This window comes from Variovorax rhizosphaerae, assembly GCF_037889975.1.
GTDB lineage: Bacteria > Pseudomonadota > Gammaproteobacteria > Burkholderiales > Burkholderiaceae_C > Variovorax > Variovorax rhizosphaerae.
On record NZ_JBBKZT010000009.1, the window covers coordinates 18,668 to 38,238 of the forward strand.

The following is a 19,571-nucleotide window of genomic DNA, read 5'->3' on the forward strand; positions in this document are numbered from 1 at the left end:
GCAAGCGTAACGCGTGTGCCGGCTCCTGGTCAGGCCGTCGGCGCCATCGTCACCGCCTCGCAGGCCCGCTTGACCATGCCTAGCCGCATGTCGAACTCGGGCAGGACGTGGCGGCGGAAGGCCGCGACCGGCACCGACCAACGTGAAGTATCGGGTTCACCCGACGCGGCCACGTCGATGCGCGCACAGGCCCAGGCCATCAGCGTGAGCATCACCACGCGCAGGTAGTCGTCGGCCACTTCGTAGGGCAGCGCGGGGTTGGCCTGCGAGGCCATCGCCACCGTGGTCGTGAGATAGCGCAGTTGGGCCAGGCGGCGCTGTGCGTCCGCATCGGTGTCGCGCGAGGCTTCCAGTTCATCGCGCAGTTCGACCAGCAGCTTGCCCATGCCGGTGCCGCCATCGGGCAGCACCTTGCGCACCAGCAGGTCGATCGCCTGGATCTCGTTGGTGCCCTCGTAGATCATCGACACGCGCGCGTCGCGCACGATCTGCTCGACACCCCATTCACGCACGTAGCCGTGGCCGCCGAAGACCTGCAGGCATTCGCTCGCACCCTGGAAGCCCTGCTGCGTGCAGGCCGCCTTGAGCACCGGCGTGATGAGTGCGCACCAACGCTGCGCACGCTCGCGCGTGCCCTTGTCCGCATCGTGCTTCGCCACGTCGAGCATGAGGGCGGTGCGGTAAGCCAGCACGCGGGCGCCATCGATCCAGGCGCGTTGCGTGTCGAGGATGCGGCGCATCGCGGGATGCTCGGCGATCAGGTCGGCCGCATCGTTCGGGCCGCGGCTGGCCGGCACTTGCGGCGCGCGCATCTGGCGACGCTCGCGCGCGTAGGCATCGGCCTTCTGCCAAGCCGCATCCAGCAGGCCGATGCCTTGCAGCGCGACCAGCAGCCGTGCCGAATTCATCATCACGAACATGGCCTGCAGCCCGCGGTTCGGCTCGCCGATGAGCCAGCAGGTGACCTCGTCGAAACGCATCTGGCAGGTGGGGCTGGCGTGCAGGCCCATCTTTTCCTCGATGCGCTCGCAATAGATGGCGTTCCGCGTGCCATCGGGCAGCAACTTGGGCGCAAGCACCAGCGACAGGCCCTTGGGGCCGGCTGGCGCATCGGGCAGGCGGCAGAGCACGAGGTGCACGATGTTGTCGCTCAGGTCGTGCTCGCCGCCGGAGATGAAGATCTTGCTGCCGCTCACGCGATGGCTGCCATCCGGCTGAGGCGTGGCGCGCGTGCGCACCTGGCCGAGGTCGCTGCCGGCATGGGCTTCGGTCAGGCACATCGTCGTCAACCATTCGCCGCTGGCGAGCTTCGGCAGGTAGCGTTGCTTCAGTTCATCGCTGCCGTGATGCTTCAGGCACTCATAGGCGCCGTGCAACAGGCCGGGCGCCATGTTGAAGCCCTGGTTGGCACCGCTGAGCCATTCCGACACGATCGCCGACAGCAGCGCGGGCAAGCCCTGCCCGCCGTCTTCCGGCGCGGCGGACAGCGCGGGCCAGCCTGCCTGCCAAAGCGCGCGATAGGCCTCGCGAAAGCCCGGTGGCGTCGTGACGCTGCCTTGCTCGAAGCGGCAGCCGGCCTCGTCACCCGCGCGGTTCAGCGGCGCGATCACTTCGCCGATGAAGCGGCCGGCCTCCTCGAGCAATTGCGCCTGCAGCGGTGCGTCGAACTCGCCGAAGGGCGCGAGACCGTTGAGCCGGCAGGAGGCGCCGAGCACCGCATCGAGGATGAAGCGCTGGTCTTCGGGGCGAGGCTGGTAGTCCATGTGAAGAGCCTTCAGGGCGCGCTGCAGGCAAAACTGCTCGCGCTTTCGGTGTCGCCGCCCTTGTAGCGCGCGACTTGCGGATAGGGGCACAGCGGTCGAGTGCGCTTGGGCGACCAGTTGGCCGGCACCTCCGCGTTGACCACATTGGCGCCGGGCCCACGCGCGGTGGCCGTGATCGAAGCCGGTGCCTGGCCTTGCTCGACCCAGGCGACCAACGCCGACAGCATCTCGAACTGGTCGGTGGCCGGGCCGCCCGAGCAGTGGTTCATGCCGGGCACCGGGAAGTAGCGCGCAAAGGCCATCGCGTTGCCGCCGTTTGCGGCCTGCACGCGCTCGTACCAGGCGGCCGTGTCGTCCGACGAGAACACCGCATCGCTGGTGCCGTGGTAGACCATCATCTTGCCGCCGCGGTTGCGCAATGCCGACAGGTTGGCTGCGTCGGGCGGCGTCATGAAAGCCAGGGACGATGTGCGGTAGACCGGATCCGTGGCCTCGAGGCGCGGCAGGTCGCGGTCCATGTCGAAGCCCAGCGTGAAGGCCATGCTGCCGGGGCGGTCGACCATCGGCGGGGTTGCGAAGATGAATTGCACTGCGCCGGAATCGCGTGTCGACGGGCTCGCGAATTTCCACTCGCGCCAGTTGCTGCCGCTGATGCCGCTGTCGTACGGAAAGCTGGCGTAGATCGGCTTGCCTGCGCTGTTGCGCGCGCCTGCGAAGACGTTCGACAGGGCAGTCTTTTGCGGCGCGCTCAGGCAACTGCCGTCGCGCACGCCCGGCCCGCAGGTCGGCACTGCCGCGTCGAGCTTGAAGTTCGCCTGGCAGGCCTTGAGGTCGGCCACGATGCCATCGGCCAGGCCATCGAGTGCGTCGCATTGCGCAAGCACCTTGTCGCTCACCAGCTTGAGTTCGGCGGGGGTGAAGGCGCTTTGCAGATCGGGCTCGCCGGCCTCTGTCTTGACGGTGGCCACCTTGGCATATTGCTGCGCGCCGTAAAGCTGGGCCACGGCCGCCTTCGGCAGGTTGAAGCCCGGGTTGCCCGCCAGGATGCCGTCGTACTGGCCCGCTGAACGCACCGCCGCGACCATCGCATGGCGCCCGCCGTTGGAGCAGCCGCCGAAGTACGAGCGATCGGGTCCGCGGCCATAAGCGCGCGTGATCAGCTCCTTCGCCATGGGTGTGAGTTGCGCCACCGCGTTGTAGCCGTAGTCGAGCCGTGCCTGCGGATCGACGCCGAAGCGCGGGCCCATCGAGCCGGGATGCCCCGCGTCGGAACTGACGACGGCAAAGCCCATCTGCAAGGCGTTGGTGGTCGGTGCGCCGCCGCCGATGCCGCCCAGCGCGGGCACCACCACGCCGTCGAGCCCGCCATTGGCCTGATAGAAGAAGCGCCCGTTCCATTCGACCGGCAGGCGCAACTCGAAGCCGATGGCGTAGGTGTTGTTGTCGACCGAGCTGACCCGTTCGTTGAGCTTGCCGCGCACCAGGCAGTGTGCCGGTGCGGGCTGGCTGCCGTTGCCGATCGCCACCGGCCCGGCCGCCACGGCCGTAGCCTGGATGATGACAGTGCCGATGGGCCCGGTGAGGTTCGCCAGGTCGCCGCACGCCGTGAGTTCGCCCGGTCGCGCCGTGCTGAGCTGCGGTGGCGGCGTGCCCGGTGCGATGCCCGCGCAGCCCATCAGCGTCGCCACGGCCAGCGCAAGGCCGGCGCCGCCGCGCAACCGGGCCGTTGGTGTCACGCCCTGCAAGGGGAACGACGCAGCGTCACGCAACGTGCGAAGACCGGGCGTCCTCATCATGATTCCGCCGTGAAGCCGATCTGCTTGACCAGCGGACCCCAGCGTTCGTACTCCGCCTTCTGGTCGGCCGCCATCGCCTGCGGCGTACTGCCGTGGGCCACCAGCCCGACCAGGGCCAGCGCATCGATCACCGACTTGTCGGCGAGTGCGGCGTTGATGGCGGCGCTGGCGCTGGCGATGGTGGCCGCCGGGGTCTTCGCCGGCGCGTAGAAACCGAACCATTCCTCGACCGTGCAATCCGGGTAGCCGAGTTCGGTGAAGGTGGGCACGTCGGGCAGGTAGGGTGAGCGCTTCTTGCCCGAGGTGGCCAGCACGCGCACGCGACCGGTCTTCATGTACTGCAGGTAGTCACCGCTGGGGTTCATCGCGGCGGCGATCTGGCCGCCGACCAGATCGGTGATGCTGGGCACGGTGCCGCGGTAGGGCACATGCTTCAGTTCCACGCCGGCGCGCAGGCCGAGCAGGGCGCCGAGCAGGTGCGGCATGGAGCCGGCACCCGGCGAGCCGTAGCTGGCCTGGGCCGGGTTGGCCTTGGCCCAGGCCAGGAAGTCCTTCAGCGTCTTCACGTCTTCCGGCACGGCCGGTCCGACGGCCAGGCCGTGGAACATGATGGCGCCGATCGACACGGGCGCCACGTCTTCCTGCTTGTAGCTGAGCTTCGGATAGATGTAGGGATAGACCGAGAGCGCGGACACCGGGGCCAGCGTCAGCACGGAGCCGTCCGGCGGCGAGGCCTTGAGCGATTCGACGGCAATGCGGCCGCCGGCGCCGGGCTTGTTCTCGACGAACCCTGCGTTCTTGCTGTAGGGCGTACCGCCCAGCTTCTCTGCGACCCGGCGCGCCACGCTGTCGCCGGCGCTCCCGGCCGGAAAGCCGTAGTAGATCTTGACCTGGTCCAGTGCCTGCGCCAGGGCGCTCAGCGGGCGGAGTGCCGCGAGCGCGGTGAGGGCGCCGGCAGCAGAGAGGATGGTGCGACGAGTGGTGCTCATGTCATGTCTCCGGTGGTTGTGGAAGGTCAGCGCGGCGCCATGCGCAAGGCGCCATCGAGACGGATCACCTCGCCATTGAGGTGGCCGTTGGTCACGACATGGCAGGCCAACTCGGCGAACTCCGAGGGCTTGCCCAGTCGGGGCGGGAACGGGATCGATGCGGCCAGCGACTGCTGCACCGGTTCCGGCAGTTCCATCAGCAACGGCGTCGCGAAGAGGCCCGGCGCGATCGTGCAGACGCGGATGCCGTGCTGCGCCAGGTCGCGCGCCATCGGCAGGGTCATGCCGACGAGGCCGCCCTTCGATGCGCTGTAGGCCTGCTGGCCCACCTGGCCGTCGAAGGCCGCGACCGATGCGGTGAAGAGCATCACGCCCTTCTCGCCGCCATCGAGCGCAGGCAACTTGGCACAGGCTGCGGCGAACAGGCGCGCCATGTTGTAGCCACCGATCAGGTTGACGTTGACCACGCGCACGAAGTCTTCCAGCGGCGCGGGATTGCCGTCCTTGCCGACGATGCGCTTGGCGCTGCCGATGCCGGCGACGTTCATGAGGATGCGCGCCGGGCCGTGTGCAGCGGCGGCGCGTTCGAGGGCGGCGACGGCGCTCTCGGTGTGGGTGATGTCGCAGGCGCAGGCGATGCCGCCGATGTCCTTTGCGACCTTCTCGGCCAGTTCGGCATTGCGGTCCAGCACCGCGACCTTGGCGCCGAGCCTCGCGAGTTCACGGGCGGTTGCTTCGCCCAGCCCCGATGCGCCGCCAGTGACGAGTGCGGCTTGTCCTTCGATCTTCATGTGTATGTCTCCTTGGGAATGTCTATCGACATGGCTCAGCGGACGCCGAAGGCGGTCCGATGGAGCAAATTGGTAGGCCGGCCTTGTTCACTCTTCGATTTCGAGGCAACGGTGACACCGTCGCCATGCAACGGTCTCACGGCCACGATTCTGTTCAAGCCATGCAGTAGCGTCGTCGCACCGTTCAAAGAAAAACTTGCCATAGTTTGTGTTCGACCTCGAGATAGAGCTGCATCCGGCGATATGCAACACGTTGCCTTCTGCACCATTTGGAACCGCGCCCCTGTAATCGTTATAGATGTAGCCCCGCGCCTGAGCACGGAGCCCCTGCAGTTCATCGTCAGAGTCAATTTTCTTCATGGCTATCGGGGCTTGAGCGTGTTGGGCAGCGTGTCCGCATGAAGCGCATCGACCAGTGCGGCGCGATGCTTGAGCACGGAGCGCTGGTTGATCGATCCCTTGTCCGTGACCTCGCCCTTGTCGATCGAGGGCGGCTCGTCGATCAGGTAGGCGCGGGCAATGCGGTTGGCGCTGCCGGTGCTGGTGGCGGCCAGCGAGTCGAGCACTTCCTGGAACTGCGCACGCACCGGCGCACTGTCGAGCACCTCGCGCAGCGACGCGTCGGCGGGCAGGCCGGCGAGCTTGCGCACCGCCTGCGTCGGGAAGATCAGGGCGCCGACTTCCTTCAGGTTGATGCCGGTCAGCACCACGTCCTGGATGTAGGGCGCACCGGCCAGGGTGATCTTCGCGCGCATCGGCCCCACGCTGACGAAGGTGCCGGTCGCGAGCTTGAAGTCTTCCGCGATGCGGCCGTCGAAGCGCAGGCCCTTGTGGATGTCGTTGTCGTCGATCCACTTCACCGCATCGCCGGTGAGGAAGTAGCCCTCTTCATCGAAGGCCTCGGCCGTGGCTTCCGGCGCGCGCCAGTAACCGGGCGTGATGTTCGGCCCGCGATAGCGCACCTCCGTCTTGCCGTCGATGTCGACCAGCTTGATCTCGATGCCCGCGGCCGGCAGCCCAAGGTCGCCCGAGGTCACCTCCGGCCCGGTGACGTAGAGCGCGAACGGCCCCGACTCGGTCATGCCCAAGCCCGTGCCCATCACGATGCGCTCGCCGACCTCGGCCTCCTGAGAGCGGTGCAGGCTGTCCCATACCGGCTGCGAAAGGGCAGCGCCAGCATAGAAGAACATCTTCACGCGCGAGAGCAGGTTCTTGCGCAGCACAGGGTCGGTTTCCATCGCGTTGGCGATGGCCTCGAAGCCGGTCGGCACGTTGAAGTACACGGTGGGCGCGATCTCGCGCAGGTTGCGCAGCGTCTCGGCCATGCCCGATGGGGTCGGCTTGCCGTCGTCGATGTAGAGCGTGCCGCCGTTGTCCAGCACGATGCCGACGTTGTGGTTGCCGCCGAAGGTGTGGTTCCACGGCAGCCAGTCGACCAGCACCGGCGGCTCCTCGCCCAGCACCGGCATCGACTGGCGCATCTGCTGCTGGTTGGCACACCACATGCGTTGCGTGTTGATGACGGCCTTGGGCAGCTTGGTCGAGCCCGAGGTGAACAGGAACTTGGTGATGGTGTCGGGGCCGGTGGCGGCCAGTGCGGCATCGACGGCGGGTGTCTCTGGCGTCGATGCCAGCGCGTCGAAGGAGGTGGTGGGCCGATCGAGCGTTCCTTCGCCCAGCACCACTTCGACATCGGCCGGCACGACCGCATCGATGGCACGGCCGAAGCGCTTCGCATCCGCAGCGAACACCAGGCCGGGCGTCAGCGTGCCCAGCACATGGCGCAGCTTTTCGAAGTCCTGGCTGACGATGGAGTAGGGCGGCGACACCGGGCAGTAGGGCACGCCGGCATAAAGGCAGCCCAGCGCGATCAGCGCATGCTCGATGCTGTTCTCGCTGAGGATCGCGACCGGCCGCTCGGCGCTCAGGCCACGGTCGAGCACGGCCTGCGCGATGCTTCGGGCCTTGTGCAGCGCCTCGGCATAAGTGAGGCGAATCCAGTTGCCCGTGCTGCCGTCGGGCAGGCGTTCGCGACGCGCAATGAAGGTGCGGTCCGGCGCGACCGTGGCCCAGTGCTTGAGCCGATCCGTCATGCGGTCGACGTAGGGCGCGAGCGGTGTCTCGGCCTTCAGGTAGCGCACGCCGGGTGCCCCTTCGGTCAGCACGCCACGCGTGATGCCGAAGGCCAGCGGCCGGTAGCGCGGGACAACGGGAGTGGGTTTTGTCTCTGTCATGGTCGTCATGCGCGTTACCAGTTGAAGTGGGTCAGAAGGCGTGAAGATTTCGTAGCGAGGGCGTCTGCTGGAAGGCCGGGTCGCGGAGCGGAACCGAACTCGCGTGCGGTGAGCACCGCAGGCCCGAGATTGGCGGCCGCAGTAGAAAGATTCACGCCTTCTGGACTTTGGCGGCACGACCTTCGAGGAAGTCGGCCAGCCGTGTCTTCGCTTCCGGCGAGGCTTGTGCAATCCCCGCAATCAGCGATTCGGTGAAGAAGCCGTGGTCCGCCGGCTGCTCGGCGATGCGCGGCAGCGCATGCATCAGCGCGTAGTTGGTGAGCGGCGCGTTCTCCGCCACGCGTTGCGCGAGTTCCAGCGCCTTGTCGAAGGCCGTGCCCTCCGGCACCAGGTACTGCGCGAAGCCGGCGCGTTCGCCATCCTCGGCGTTGTAGACGCGGCCGGTCAGCATCATGTCGGTCATGCGCGCCGCGCCGATCAGCTTGGGAATGCGCACCGAGCCGCCACCGCCCACGAAGATGCCGCGCGAGCCTTCCGGCAGCGCGTAGAAAGTGGAGGCGTCCGCCACACGGATGTGACAGGCACTCGCCAGTTCCAGCCCGCCGCCGACCACCGCGCCATGCAGCGCCGCGATCACCGGCACCGGCCCGTATTGCACCCGTTCCAGTGCTGCGTGCCACATGCGCGAATGGCGCATGCCCTGGCCCGCGTCGCGCTCCTGCAATTCGCTCAGGTCCAGCCCCGCGCAGAAGTGCGGGCCCTCGCCATCGATCACGGCGGCGCGCACCGTGTCGGGCAGGTTGTCGAAGGCGTCGCGCAGCGCGAGGATCAGCCCGTCCGACAGCGCATTGCGTTTGGCGCCGCGTGTCAGGCGGATGATGGCGATGTTGTCGCGAAGCTCGATGTGAAGGTCGGGGTGGTTCATGATTGCGTTCCGGTGTGGCTTCGATTATGGTTATGGTTAATAACCAATTCAAGACCGCATGGGGCGCTTGAACTCAGTACTTACCCGAACCTGGAGACAAAGCCTGTGGACTACCAGAACCTGATCGCGATCGACACCCACACCCACGCCGAAGTGAGCTGCTGGAACCCCTTCGACAACTACGGCGAGGAATACGACCGCGCCGCCGACAAGTACTTCAAGGCCGGCCGACGCCCGACCATCCAGGAGAGCATCGACTACTACCGCGAACGCAAGATCGGCCTGGTGATGTTCATGGTCGATGCCGAGTCGTTCATGGGCCGCCGGCGCATCCCCAACGAGGAGATCGCCGAGCATGCGCAGAAGAACAGCGACATGATGATTGCCTTCGCCAGCATCGATCCGCACAAGGGCAAGATGGGCGCGCGCGAGGCGCGTCGGCTGGTCGAGGAATACGGCGTGAAGGGCTTCAAGTTCCATCCGACGGTGCAGGGCTTCCATCCCTACGACAAGATGGCCTGGCCGATCTACGAAGTGGTCGCCGAATACGGCCTGCCCGCCGTGTTCCACACCGGCCACAGCGGGATCGGCTCCGGCATGCGCTGCGGCGGCGGCCTGCGGCTCGAGTACAGCAACCCGATGCATCTCGACGACGTGGCCATCGACTTCCCCGACATGCAGATCGTCATGGCGCACCCCAGCTTTCCGTGGCAGGACGAGGCGCTGAGCGTGGCCACGCACAAGCCCAACGTGTGGATCGACCTGTCCGGATGGAGCCCGAAGTACTTCCCGAAGCAACTCGTCCAGTACGCCAACACGCTGCTGAAGGACCGCGTGCTGTTCGCGAGCGACTATCCGCTGATCACGCCGGACCGGTGGCTGAAGGACTTCGAGGATGCGGGCTTCAAGCCCGAGGTGATGCCGGGGATCCTGAAGGGGAATGCGGTGCGCTTGCTGGGGTTGGACAAGGCGAAGGCTTGATTCGCTTCGAGCACGCGTGAAGCGCCCGCTCGCAGCGTTGATCATGGCCATCCTCCCTGCCATGGCAAGCGCCGAGTCCTCGCGTTGGGTGGAGCAGGAAGTCTGTGTGCAAGACCTGCACGGCACCCTGGCCTTGCCGGGCGAAACCGCTTTGGTGCCGGCAGTCCTGATCCTGGCGGGCTCCGGCCCTGCCGATCGCAACGGCAACCTGCCGGGCATGCCGAACAACAGCCTCCGGCTGCTCGCGCACGGCCTGGCCGAGCAAGGCATCGCATCGATTCGAGTGGACAAGCGCGGCATCGGTGCGAGCCAGGCTGGCGTGCGCGAGGACGACCTGCGCTTCGCGACCTATGTCGACGACGCTGTTGCGTGGCTCAAGTTCTTGCGCGTGCAGTCGCGGGTGGAGCGACTCGTCCTCCTTGGGCACAGCGAAGGCGCGCTGGTCGCCACGATGGCGGCGCAACAAGCGGAGGTCGATGCGCTGATCCTGGTCGCAGGAGCCAGCGAACCAGCCGCGCGACTCATCGCGCAGCAGTTGGCCGTGGCAGGCCTTCCAGCGGCACTGCAAGCGCAGTCTCGAAGCATTGCGGACAGTCTGGAGCGCGGTACCCCGGTCGCGACCGCTCCGCCGGAGTTGGCCGCGCTCTACAGGCCGAGCGTGCAGAGCTACCTGATGGCCTGGTTCCCCCTCGATCCATCCGTCGAACTGTCCAAGGTCGAACGCCCCACGCTCATCGTCCAAGGCACGACGGACCTTCAGATCAACGTCGACGACGCACTTCGATTGGCAGCGGCGCGTCCCGGATCGGAGTTGTTGCTGATCGAAGGCATGAACCACATCCTGAAGGAAGCGCCGACTGGCAGGTCGCAGAACCTGCAGACGTATGCGGTGCCAGACTTGCCGTTGGCGCCGCTGCTCGTCCCGGCCATTGCGAGATTCGTGTCGATCTTGCCGTAGCACGCGGTTGCGGAAGGTCGGGGCATCGCGAAGCCGATGGTCAGGCTGCGCCCGGTGTCGAGGTGCAGCACACGCCCCTCGACATCGAACACCAGCCAGCCATCCGTCACCGCCCGTACATTCGGTTCTGCACCGCCGGGCCAATGCACCGAAGTCCCGGAGGCGTTGCCGCCGTGCAGGCTCGACATGCATTTTGTAGGACAAAGTTGCTTTTACATACTTGACTGGTAGTTTTGAGGAGCAAAAAACGATACTCCATATGCCAATGCAATTATGGAGTATCGTTTTATGTGTAAGAAGGTTCTCAAAAGCGCCTGTTGTCTTGCTGCGGCAATACTTTCAGGTGCCCTACTTCTAGGAGGTTGCGGCGGCGGTGGTTCTGGCGGATTTGCCATCACTGGAACCCCGGCGGCGTCAAGCGGCAACCCTTCCACCGGTTCGCCCGAGTCGAAGCCGGCCGGCGCAGATTCGCTGGATACCGCGCGGCCCCTCGGCATCGTGGAATTGGTGGGACTTGGCAAGGTAGGCGGCAGGGTTGGCGCGGGCAGCATTGCGCCAGCGGCGGCCTACGCCGCCAAGCCATCCCAAACGCCGCCAGGCTATCTGCCGCCTGTTGGAGAACTGGATGCCACACCGACGGGCGCAGGCGTCCTCGTGATCGTCGGCAGCGGCATCGACGTTCCGGCCGGCGCCACCCATTTCGGGCAGATCAAGGACGTGCGCTGGGGCACCTTGCCTCCGGGCAGCGTCGTGCGCGTGGCGCCCGGCACCCACGACGGTCCGATCGCCATCACTGCCGACGGAACCGCGGAGGCGCCCATCCGCATCCACGCCGCATACCGCGCGCAGATGCCGGTCGTGACCACCAGCCTGGACATTCGGGGCGCGAGCCATCTGGAGATCAGCGGCTTCGAGGTGCGGACCACGACCCACGGCGGCGTGGTGATCCGGCAGGGCAGCCATCACATCTCGGTGACCGACAACGTCATCCGCCGCGCGCCCATCGGCATCAATGTGACGGATGGCGCGGGCACGAATCTCGTCATCGCCAACAACCTGATCGAGGACACGGAACTGCATGGCATCGGCGTGGACGGCAACGGCGCCGCCGACGCCATGAACCTGATCACCCACAACACCGTGCGCCGCAGCGGCCACCACGGCATGGAGGTCCGTGGCTCCTGGTGGCGCATCGAACACAACGACGTCAGCCACAGCGGGCTGGCGATGGCGGGCACCTCCGGCATCCACATCTTCAGCCAGACTGCCGAAGAGGACCGCGGTGACCACAACGTCGTCGTCTACAACGCGAGCCATGCCAACGCCGACACCGGCGCGCACGACGGCAACGGAATCCAGACCGATCGCTGGTGCGATGACAACACGGTGGCCTTCAACCTGGTGTGGGGCAATGACGGCGCGGGCATCAACGTGTACGAGTCGCAGGACAACCGCATCTACGCCAACACGGCCATCGCCAACGCACTGGACCCGATGCGCACGCATGGCGCGCTGGCCGAGATCATGGTGGGCGCCACGTCCGGAAACAACCGCACGAGCGGCAACCTCGTGGCGAACAACATCGCCGTCGCCACGCGCGCTGACGGGGCGGCGATCTACGTCGATGGCCGCGCCTTCGTCCATGACAACGTCGTCGGTCCGAACCTGCTGTTCAACGTGGCCGGGGGCACGGTGATGCGCTGGGGCGACGACATTCGCGCCGACGATGCCGTCCGCATCGATGCCGCGACCGGAACCATGGGCAACGCGGTCGATCGGCCCGTCTTCGTCGACCTGAGCAACCCGCTGACGGGCGGACTGCGGCTGGCGCAAGCGCCTTCAGGCCGCAGTTCCGCCCTCGCCGGCGGGGCCGATTTCGGCGGGGCTGCGGCGCAGTCCTCGGCCGCATCCTTCGGGGCTTACCTCTTCAGCCCTTGATGCCCAGCCGTGCAATATGAATGGCGTCGCCGATTCCGGCGGAGCGTCGATGCAGCCGGGCCAATCAGTTGGCTTCACGCGCCGTTGATTGAAGAGCCCCAGGGCCGGGCTGGGCTGCGCCCAGGCCACCCCGCGGGGGGATTGCGTCGACATGGCGAAGCCGCATCGACCCCAGAGCCCTCAAACAGGGCCATGCCCGACCCGCCCCTCGCGGGGATTGATAAGTCGAGATAGCGAAGCCGCATCGACTCCAGAGCATTCCAACCCCGTGGCCGGGGCAGGCGTTCGCAGAGAAACGGACTCAACGAGTTTTGTTTCTCAAGAGGCTGCGCGCGGAGTTCGACGTTCGCCAGACCCTGGCCAACTGGGCCGGCGCGGACCTCACGCGTATCAACGGATTGGCCGCTACCACGGTGATGAAAATCCTCACCGAGATCGGGCCAGACCTGAGCCGATTCGAGACCGTCAAGCACTTTTGCTCCTGGCTGGGCCTGTGCCCGGCCACCAAGATCAGCGGTGGCAAGGTGCTGTCCTCGGGCACCGAGCGCTCAGTCAACCGAGCGCGCCAGGCGCTGAAGGTGGCCGCGATGAGCCTGTCGCACAGCGACTCCGCGCTCGGGGCGTTTTATCGGCGCCTGTGTGCTCGCATGGACAAGCCGCGGGCCAACACCGCAACGGCGCACAAGCTCGCGCGGATGGTCTACTTCATGCTGACCCGCGGCGAGGCCTTCGTCGACCAGGGCCAACAGCAGTATGAACAACAGCAGCGTCAGCGCAGCGTCGCCGCCCTGAGGCGTCGCGCCACTGCCCTCGGCTTTATCGTCACACCCGCTGGCACCACCGCCTGAAGGACGGCGTCAAAGGATTTGTTTCTCAAGAGAGCGGCCCGAGTGCCGCGGGGGCGATGGTGGGCCGCAATGTCGATGGCCAGCAAGAGCAGCGGCCTCCGGCGGTCACCCGTGGTACCGCTGGCGCAGATGGGGTGGGTTTCATTCCCCGCCTTGCTCCCACCCCTGCCCCGAGCGCTCCCGCCGCTGCGCCCGCTCCCGCGCCATCTGCTCCTCGAACTGCTGCCGCCCTTCCTTGGCGACGGCGATGAGCTTGGCGCGGTCCTTGTAGTGCGGGTAGCCCGCCTCGGTGATGCCGATGTTCCGCCGCCGGAAACGCATGGCCGCATGGCGTGCCTCGTGGGCCGGCCAGCCCAGCACCTCCAGCACCGAGCGCCCGCTGCGCAAGGACGACTCGAACACCTCGCGCTCGATGTGCGCGACGTTCCGGTCGCGCAACTGGTAGTAATGCGCCACATTGCGCGCACGCGCGATGATCTCGGCCTGCGGAAAGTGCGCGCGCACCAGATCCACGATCTCCACCGACTGCTCGATGTCGTCCACCGCCACCACGATCGCCTTGGCGCTCCCGCCGCCGGCAATGCGCAGCAGGTCCAGCCGCGTCGCGTCGCCGTAGAACACCCGGAAGCCGAACTCGCGCAGCCCCTCCACCGTGTCGGCGTCATGGTCCAGCACCGTTGGCGGCATGCCGTTGGCCAGCATCAGGCGCCCGATGATCTGCCCATAGCGCCCGAAGCCGCAGATCAGCACCTTGCCCTCCTGCTGCTCCGAAATCTCCTCCATCGCCTTGCCGCCCATCAGGTCGTAGCGCGGCAGGATGAACTTGTCGATCGCCACCAGCAGCAGCGGCGACACCAGCATCGACAGCGCCACTGCCGCGACCAGCAAGGACGCGGTCTCCGGCGGCAGCACATTCGGCCCGGCCGCCTGGAACACCACGAAGGCGAACTCGCCACCCTGCGCCAGCAGCAGCGAGAACACCGGCCGCTGCTGGTACGGAATGTCCATCGCCTTGGCCAGCGCGTAGATCACCGCCAGCTTGATCACCATGAAGGCGACCACCAGCAAGGCCATCGTCCCGGGTTGCCGCATCAGCACGCCGAAGTCGATGCTCATGCCCACGGCGATGAAGAACAGACCCAGCAGCAGACCCTTGAAGGGCTCGATGTCGGTCTCCAGTTCGCGCCGGTATTCGCTTTCCGCGAGCAGCACGCCGGCGAGGAAAGCGCCCAGCGCCATCGACAACCCGACGAACTGCATCAAGGCCGCGATCGCCACCACCAGCAACAGGGACGCGGCGGTGAAGATCTCGGGCGTGTTGCTGCGCGCGATCCATCGCAACACCGGCCGCAGCGCGAGCCGCCCACCCAGCACGATGCCACCGATCACGCCGATGATCTTGACCGCCTGCAGCAGGCGGTCCAGGCCGCTCGCTGCTTCGCCCGCCGCACCGCCGGCCAGCAGGGGCAGCAACGCCAGGATCGGGATGGCGGCCACGTCTTGGAACAGCAGGATCGAGAAGCCGGCCTGCCCGCTCGACGTCTTCAGCAGGTTGCGTTCGCCGAACACTTGCAGCGCAATCGCGGTGGACGACAGCGCCAGCCCCAACGCACCCACCAGCGCCACGCGCCACGTCGCGCCCAGGGCCCAGCCCAAGGCGAACAGCGCCGCTGCGCAACAAAGCACCTGCGCGCTGCCCCAGCCGAAGATCGGCCGCCGCAGGTTCCACAGGCGCTTGGGTTCCAGTTCGAGCCCGACCAGGAACAGCATCAGCACCACGCCGAACTCGGCGAAATGCAGGATGTCCTGCACGTTCGTGACGAGCCCGAACAGGGTCGGCCCGATCGCGATCCCGGCGACCAGGTAGCCGATGATCGAGCCGAGCCCGAGCCACTTCGAAATCGGCACCACGATGACCGCGGCGCCCAGGTAGATTAGCGAGTTGACCAGCCAGGCCGGTGTGTGCTCCATCAGACCGCTCCGGCCTGGCTGGGCGCGAGGCGGGCCATCGCGTCCTTCAGGGCCTGGGCGCCCAGATTGCCGGGGTCCTCGTGCTCGGCCGGCCGGTCCGTTTCGGGCACCACGCAGGTCGGGCAGGCGTCGAGCTCGTCCATCTCGGGCCAGTCCGGATAGCTCGCGAGCCGGTCCTTGAACACGTTGACGTGCGCCACCAACTCCTCCTGCGTCGCGCTGCGCGCCCCATGAAAGACCAGCGGCGGCAGGAAGCGCATCCCGCACAGCGCCGCGGTCTGCTCGTAGGGCGGCAGGAAGGCGTCGAAGAAATAGCGGTTGTATCCCTGCGGGTGGTAGCTCGACTCCGGACCGCCCGTGCTCGCGACCAGCCAGCAGTCCTTGCCCCGCAACGCGTTGCCCTCCGGCCCGTAGGCCCAGCCCCAGCCCAGCACCTCGTCGAACCACAGCTTCTGCAGCGGCGGCATCGAGTACCACTGGATCGGATGGAGCAGCACCAGCAGGTCGGCGCGCGCCAGTCGCTCCTGTTCCGCCTCGATGTCGATGTCGTAGTCCGGGTAGCTGCCGTAGAGATCGTTCACGTCCACGTCCGGCAGGCTCTGCGCCGCATGCAGCAACTGGCGGTTCACGCGCGAGTCACGCCACTGGGGATGGGCCGCGAGCACGTAGACGCGGGAGGGGATGGATGGTGAAGGTGTGGTGGGGGCCGGCATGCAGCGAACATAGCGCAATCGTGCGAAGGCCGTGGGCCGCGGATAGGATGCGGACATCTACCGAACCCAAGGAGACTCCATGCCGGTGGTCCTGATTGCCAACCCCAAGGGCGGTGTCGGCAAGTCGACGCTCGCGACCAACATCGCGGGCTATTTCGCAAGCCGCGGCCATGCGGTGATGCTGGGCGACGTCGATCGCCAGCAGTCGTCCGGCCTGTGGCTGAACCTCAGACCGGCCAAGGCCGCACCCATTGCCACCTGGGAGGCAGCCGGGGAGGGCACTGTGGCCCGACCGCCGCGCGGCACCACGCACGCGGTGCTCGACACGCCCGCCGGCCTGCACGGCTGGCGTTTCAAGGAAGTGGTGGCGTTGGCCGACCAGATCCTGGTGCCGCTGCAACCGAGCATCTTCGACATCTACGCCACGCGCGATTTCCTGCTGCGACTGGAGAGCCAGCGCCGCGTCGACAAGTCGCGCATCGGGCTGGTCGGCATGCGCGTGGGCGCCCACACCTTGTCGGGTGATCGCCTGCGCGAGTTCGTGGCCCGGCTCGGCGTGCCGATGGTGGCCGAGCTGCGCGACACGCAGAACTACGTGCAACTCGCCGCGCGCGGCCTCACCCTGTTCGACATCGCGCCGGGCCGCGTCCAGCGGGACCTGGAGCAGTGGCAGCCCTTGGTGCACTGGCTGGATCAGCAAGTAGGCAGTAGGTAGTAAATCGGCAATTGGCGGGTCGGCAGCCGGTAATAAGCGGTTAACCAGCAAGTAATCACTAGGTGGTTTCCCGCAGAAAATTGTCGCCGCAGTTACACCGGGATGGTTCGGCGTGCGGCTAGAGTGCGGGCCATGAAAACTTTCCAGACCCTTCAGGATCTGGCCGCATGCGTCGGCCAGGAAGTCGCAACCACCGACTGGATCACCATCACGCAGGAACAGGTCAACCAGTTCGCCGAAGCGACCGGTGACCACCAGTGGATTCATGTCGATGTCGAGCGCGCCAAGGCCGGCCCCTTCGGCGCACCCATTGCGCACGGTTTCCTGACGCTGGCGCTGATTCCCAAGATCTTCGCCGAGGGCGTCGAGGTGGTCGAGTCGCGCATGGGCGTCAACTACGGCCTGAACCGCGTCCGCTTCATGTCGCCGGTGCCGGTCGGCAGCCGCGTGCGCGGCCACATGAAGCTCCTTTCCAGCGAGTCGATCGACGACAAGGGCAGCGTGCAGATGGTCTGGGAAGTCACCATCGAGCTTGAAGGCGCGAGCAAGCCGGCCTGCGTGGCCGAGTCGGTGGTGCGCCGCTTCCGCTGAGATCGCCGGTTCCACCGGAGGCGGGCTGGTCGGAGCGGTGCGCCCGCGCCGGAAACGCTCCGGGGCCGCGTCGTGATTCAAATCCCTCCGAAGTCCGGAGTGCGCTGCGAGGTCGAACCGCGCGGGCGCGAAATCGGCGTCCGCTACAGGCGGCTCCGCACCTTCCTCAGTTGAAGCCGTTCTGCCGCCAAGCCTCGAACACCGTCACCGCGACGGCGTTCGACAGGTTCAGGCTGCGCTGCCCTTCGCGCATCGGCAGGCGCAGCCGCTGCGCCGGCGCGAAGCTTTCGCGCAACTCGGGCGCCAAGCCGCGGGTTTCCGAGCCGAACACCAGCCAGTCGCCAGCCTGGAACACAGTCTCGTGTACCAGTCGCGTGCCGCGCGTCGTCAGCGCGAACATGCGGTCGGCCGCTGGCCGGGCATCGTCGAGCAGCGCCTGCCAGTTCGCATGCCGCCGCACTTCGGCGTACTCGTGATAGTCGAGCCCGGCGCGCTTCAACAGCTTGTCGTCCATCGAGAAACCCAACGGCTCGACCAGATGCAGCGTGCAGCCGGTATTCGCTGCCAAGCGGATGACGTTGCCGGTGTTGGGCGGGATCTCGGGTTCGACCAGGACGATATGGAACATTGCGCTGCGACGGATGGAAAGGGCGGCTATTGTGGAGCGCCTGTGCGCGCCAGCACGATCGCGCTGACGTGCGACGCTCCGCCATCGCGCAGCACTCGCGCCGCCGAGAACAGCGAAGCGCCACTGGTCATCACGTCGTCGACCAGCACGACGCGCCGTCCCCGCACCTCGTCCGCACGCAGTGGCTCGATCGCGAAGGCGCCGCGCAAGTTGAGCAATCTCTCGGCACGCAGCAGGCCGCTCTGGGCCGTGGTCTCGCGCGTGCGCAGCAGCAAGGTGGCGTCGACCTTGCCCGGCGCAAGCCGGCGCGCCAGCTCCAGTGCCTGGTTGAATCCCCGTTCGCGCAGCCGTTCCAGCGCCAACGGCATCGGCAGCACCAGGTCGCACTGCTCCAGCGCCGGTTCCACCCAGGGCGCGCTGCGCATCAGCGTGGCCAGCGGCGCGGCCCAGCCCGCGTCGCCGTGGAACTTGAACTGCGCGATGTATTCCGGCCACGGCCATTCGTAGGCGCAGGCCGCCATGCAGGCGTCGAGCGGTGGCGGGTTCGCCACGCATTCGGCGCAGCGCGTGATCCCCTCTGGCACAGGTATGGCGCAGGTGGGGCAGCGCGCGACCGGCGGCGCCAGCCGGGCCACGCAGGCGTCGCAGATCGGCCGGGCCGGCCAGCTGCGGCACACCGCGCATTGGCTGGGCAAGTCGTCGAGCAGGGCGGTGAACGGGCGCAGGGCCCGGCGGGTCAGCATGGCTCAATATACTGGCCGCCCATGGCTACCGACCCCGCACAGCGCCCGCCCACCATCGACTCCGCGGCGGCCAGCCGCTGGTCCCGGCTCGCGCCCGCGCAAAACTCCCCCTGGCTGCACGAGGAAATCGGCCGCCGCATGGAAGACCGTCTCCAGTGGATCACCGCCAAGCCCAAGACTTGGGCCGACTGGTCGCCCCTGCGCGGCGGCCTGGAGGCGCACGTACTGGTCGCGCGCCGCTACGCCGGCGCCACGCCCTACGTGATCGAGCCCGATGCTGCATTGGCCGAGCGCACCACCGGCCTGCTCACCGCACCGTGGTGGAGCGCCAGGCGCTGGCAGGGCGCGCAGCCGCGATTCGAAGCCCCGCCGGAGGACGGCGTCGACCTGCTGTGGGCCAACATGGCGCTGCACATGGCGGCCGACCCGGAGGCGCTCATCAAGCGCTGGCACCGCACGGTCGCGACCGACGGCTTCCTGATGTTCTCCTGTCTCGGCCCCGACACGGTTCGCGAACTGCGGGCGCTCTACGCACGCCTGGGCTGGCCGCCGGCCGGCCATGAGTTCACCGACATGCACGACTGGGGCGACATGCTGGTGCACGCCGGTTTCGCCGAGCCGGTGATGGACATGGAACGCGTGACCCTGACCTGGGCGACCCCCGAGGCCGCGCTGGCCGAACTGCGCACCCTCGGCCGCAACCTGCACCCGGCCCGCTTCGGCGCCCTGCGAGGCCGCAAGTGGCGCGGGGACCTCGACGCCGCGCTCGCCGCCACGGCCAACCGCGGCGGCCCGGACGACGGTCGCATCGCGCTGGGCTTCGAAATCATCTACGGCCACGCGTTCAAACCGGCGCCGCGTGTCGCGCTCGCGCCAGAAAGCGCAGTTTCCCTGCGCGAGATGCGCTCCATGCTGCAGCGAGGACGCCCCGGCCTATGAAGTTGGCCCGAAACCACCCGCTACAATCCGCCGTTGCGTGAACTCGTG

17 protein-coding genes and 1 pseudogene are annotated in these 19,571 nt (G+C 67.4%); 7 read left to right on the forward strand and 11 right to left on the reverse strand.

Translation table 11 applies throughout. The features are described 5' to 3' along the window. Positions 1 to 29: 29 nt before the first annotated feature. The 7 genes from WKW82_RS19590 to WKW82_RS19620 all read right to left on the reverse strand — a co-directional run bounded on the left by WKW82_RS19590 (position 30) and on the right by WKW82_RS19620 (position 8,498). Positions 30 to 1,763 (reverse strand): acyl-CoA dehydrogenase family protein, encoded by a 1,734-nt coding sequence (locus WKW82_RS19590; protein ID WP_340344012.1) that lies wholly within the window; start codon positions 1,761 to 1,763, stop codon positions 30 to 32. Between the two features lie 11 nt (positions 1,764 to 1,774). Beyond that, a complete protein-coding gene (locus WKW82_RS19595; protein ID WP_340344332.1) occupies positions 1,775 to 3,439 on the reverse strand; it encodes a tannase/feruloyl esterase family alpha/beta hydrolase in 1,665 nt (554 codons plus the stop codon). 116 nt (positions 3,440 to 3,555) lie between these two features. Further along, positions 3,556 to 4,548 carry a tripartite tricarboxylate transporter substrate-binding protein gene (locus WKW82_RS19600; RefSeq protein ID WP_340344013.1) on the reverse strand — a complete coding sequence of 331 codons (993 nt, stop codon included), beginning with the start codon at positions 4,546 to 4,548 and terminating at the stop codon, positions 3,556 to 3,558. Positions 4,549 to 4,574: 26 nt separating this feature from the next. Then, a complete protein-coding gene (locus WKW82_RS19605) occupies positions 4,575 to 5,339 on the reverse strand; it encodes an SDR family NAD(P)-dependent oxidoreductase (protein ID WP_340344014.1) in 765 nt (254 codons plus the stop codon). Positions 5,340 to 5,426: 87 nt separating this feature from the next. Beyond that, positions 5,427 to 5,699 carry a hypothetical protein gene (locus tag WKW82_RS19610; protein ID WP_340344015.1) on the reverse strand — a complete coding sequence of 91 codons (273 nt, stop codon included), beginning with the start codon at positions 5,697 to 5,699 and terminating at the stop codon, positions 5,427 to 5,429. A 2-nt stretch (positions 5,700 to 5,701) separates the two neighbouring features. Further along, a complete protein-coding gene (locus tag WKW82_RS19615) occupies positions 5,702 to 7,582 on the reverse strand; it encodes a feruloyl-CoA synthase (protein ID WP_340344016.1) in 1,881 nt (626 codons plus the stop codon). Between the two features lie 142 nt (positions 7,583 to 7,724). Continuing rightward, a complete protein-coding gene (locus tag WKW82_RS19620; RefSeq protein WP_340344017.1) occupies positions 7,725 to 8,498 on the reverse strand; it encodes a crotonase/enoyl-CoA hydratase family protein in 774 nt (257 codons plus the stop codon). Between the two features lie 105 nt (positions 8,499 to 8,603). Between WKW82_RS19620 and WKW82_RS19625 the strand changes: the two genes are divergently transcribed. From WKW82_RS19625 to WKW82_RS19640, 4 genes and pseudogenes are all read left to right on the forward strand, one after another. Next, positions 8,604 to 9,479, forward strand: a complete 876-nt coding sequence (locus WKW82_RS19625; protein ID WP_340344018.1) for an amidohydrolase family protein — start codon at positions 8,604 to 8,606, stop codon at positions 9,477 to 9,479. A gap of 16 nt (positions 9,480 to 9,495) precedes the next feature. Next, positions 9,496 to 10,437, forward strand: a complete 942-nt coding sequence (locus WKW82_RS19630; RefSeq protein WP_340344019.1) for an alpha/beta hydrolase — start codon at positions 9,496 to 9,498, stop codon at positions 10,435 to 10,437. Between the two features lie 498 nt (positions 10,438 to 10,935). Further along, positions 10,936 to 12,375 carry a right-handed parallel beta-helix repeat-containing protein gene (locus tag WKW82_RS19635; RefSeq protein ID WP_340344020.1) on the forward strand — a complete coding sequence of 480 codons (1,440 nt, stop codon included), beginning with the start codon at positions 10,936 to 10,938 and terminating at the stop codon, positions 12,373 to 12,375. 323 nt (positions 12,376 to 12,698) lie between these two features. Then, a pseudogene (locus WKW82_RS19640) lies at positions 12,699 to 13,223 on the forward strand (transposase); the annotation flags it as partial. A 141-nt stretch (positions 13,224 to 13,364) separates the two neighbouring features. On the opposite strand, the gene kefC reads toward WKW82_RS19640, so the two are convergent. Then, positions 13,365 to 15,194, reverse strand: a complete 1,830-nt coding sequence (gene kefC / locus WKW82_RS19645; RefSeq protein WP_340344021.1) for a glutathione-regulated potassium-efflux system protein KefC — start codon at positions 15,192 to 15,194, stop codon at positions 13,365 to 13,367. Next, positions 15,194 to 15,907 (reverse strand): glutathione-regulated potassium-efflux system oxidoreductase KefF, encoded by a 714-nt coding sequence (kefF, locus tag WKW82_RS19650; RefSeq protein WP_340344022.1) that lies wholly within the window; start codon positions 15,905 to 15,907, stop codon positions 15,194 to 15,196. Before kefF ends, kefC begins: the two co-directional genes overlap by 1 nt. 79 nt (positions 15,908 to 15,986) lie before the next feature. Between kefF and WKW82_RS19655 the strand changes: the two genes are divergently transcribed. Continuing rightward, positions 15,987 to 16,622 carry a nucleotide-binding protein gene (locus WKW82_RS19655; RefSeq protein WP_340344023.1) on the forward strand — a complete coding sequence of 212 codons (636 nt, stop codon included), beginning with the start codon at positions 15,987 to 15,989 and terminating at the stop codon, positions 16,620 to 16,622. Positions 16,623 to 16,754: 132 nt separating this feature from the next. Then, entirely contained in the window at positions 16,755 to 17,213 is a 459-nt protein-coding gene (locus WKW82_RS19660; protein WP_340344024.1) for a MaoC family dehydratase, read from the forward strand. Positions 17,214 to 17,379: 166 nt separating this feature from the next. On the opposite strand, the gene WKW82_RS19665 is transcribed toward WKW82_RS19660, so the two are convergent. Both WKW82_RS19665 and WKW82_RS19670 read right to left on the reverse strand, forming a co-directional pair. Next, on the reverse strand, positions 17,380 to 17,841 hold the full coding sequence (locus WKW82_RS19665) for a tRNA (cytidine(34)-2'-O)-methyltransferase (RefSeq protein WP_340344025.1): 462 nt from the start codon (positions 17,839 to 17,841) through the stop codon (positions 17,380 to 17,382). Positions 17,842 to 17,867: 26 nt separating this feature from the next. Then, positions 17,868 to 18,584, reverse strand: coding sequence for a ComF family protein (locus WKW82_RS19670; protein WP_340344026.1), 717 nt, complete (start codon positions 18,582 to 18,584; stop codon positions 17,868 to 17,870). Between the two features lie 21 nt (positions 18,585 to 18,605). Between WKW82_RS19670 and WKW82_RS19675 the strand changes: the two genes are divergently transcribed. After that, the gene (locus tag WKW82_RS19675) at positions 18,606 to 19,523 is read left to right on the forward strand and encodes a methyltransferase domain-containing protein (RefSeq protein ID WP_340344027.1); all 918 of its coding nucleotides are present in this window, start codon (positions 18,606 to 18,608) and stop codon (positions 19,521 to 19,523) included. Positions 19,524 to 19,571 lie beyond the last annotated feature (48 nt).

What these genes read in the sequence shown, in the direction of transcription:
- WKW82_RS19590 (WP_340344012.1), bottom strand. Translation starts at nt 1,763, where the DNA reads ATGGACTACCAGCCTCGCCCCGAAGACCAGCGCTTCATCCTCGATGCG.
- WKW82_RS19595 (WP_340344332.1), bottom strand. Translation starts at nt 3,439, where the DNA reads ATGGGCTGCGCGGGCATCGCACCGGGCACGCCGCCACCGCAGCTCAGC.
- WKW82_RS19600 (WP_340344013.1), bottom strand. Translation starts at nt 4,548, where the DNA reads ATGAGCACCACTCGTCGCACCATCCTCTCTGCTGCCGGCGCCCTCACC.
- WKW82_RS19605 (WP_340344014.1), bottom strand. Translation starts at nt 5,339, where the DNA reads ATGAAGATCGAAGGACAAGCCGCACTCGTCACTGGCGGCGCATCGGGG.
- WKW82_RS19610 (WP_340344015.1), bottom strand. Translation starts at nt 5,699, where the DNA reads ATGAAGAAAATTGACTCTGACGATGAACTGCAGGGGCTCCGTGCTCAG.
- WKW82_RS19615 (WP_340344016.1), bottom strand. Translation starts at nt 7,582, where the DNA reads ATGACGACCATGACAGAGACAAAACCCACTCCCGTTGTCCCGCGCTAC.
- WKW82_RS19620 (WP_340344017.1), bottom strand. Translation starts at nt 8,498, where the DNA reads ATGAACCACCCCGACCTTCACATCGAGCTTCGCGACAACATCGCCATC.
- kefC (WP_340344021.1), bottom strand. Translation starts at nt 15,194, where the DNA reads ATGGAGCACACACCGGCCTGGCTGGTCAACTCGCTAATCTACCTGGGC.
- kefF (WP_340344022.1), bottom strand. Translation starts at nt 15,907, where the DNA reads ATGCCGGCCCCCACCACACCTTCACCATCCATCCCCTCCCGCGTCTAC.
- WKW82_RS19655 (WP_340344023.1), top strand. Translation starts at nt 15,987, where the DNA reads ATGCCGGTGGTCCTGATTGCCAACCCCAAGGGCGGTGTCGGCAAGTCG.
- WKW82_RS19660 (WP_340344024.1), top strand. Translation starts at nt 16,755, where the DNA reads ATGAAAACTTTCCAGACCCTTCAGGATCTGGCCGCATGCGTCGGCCAG.
- WKW82_RS19665 (WP_340344025.1), bottom strand. Translation starts at nt 17,841, where the DNA reads ATGTTCCATATCGTCCTGGTCGAACCCGAGATCCCGCCCAACACCGGC.
- WKW82_RS19670 (WP_340344026.1), bottom strand. Translation starts at nt 18,584, where the DNA reads ATGCTGACCCGCCGGGCCCTGCGCCCGTTCACCGCCCTGCTCGACGAC.
- WKW82_RS19675 (WP_340344027.1), top strand. Translation starts at nt 18,606, where the DNA reads ATGGCTACCGACCCCGCACAGCGCCCGCCCACCATCGACTCCGCGGCG.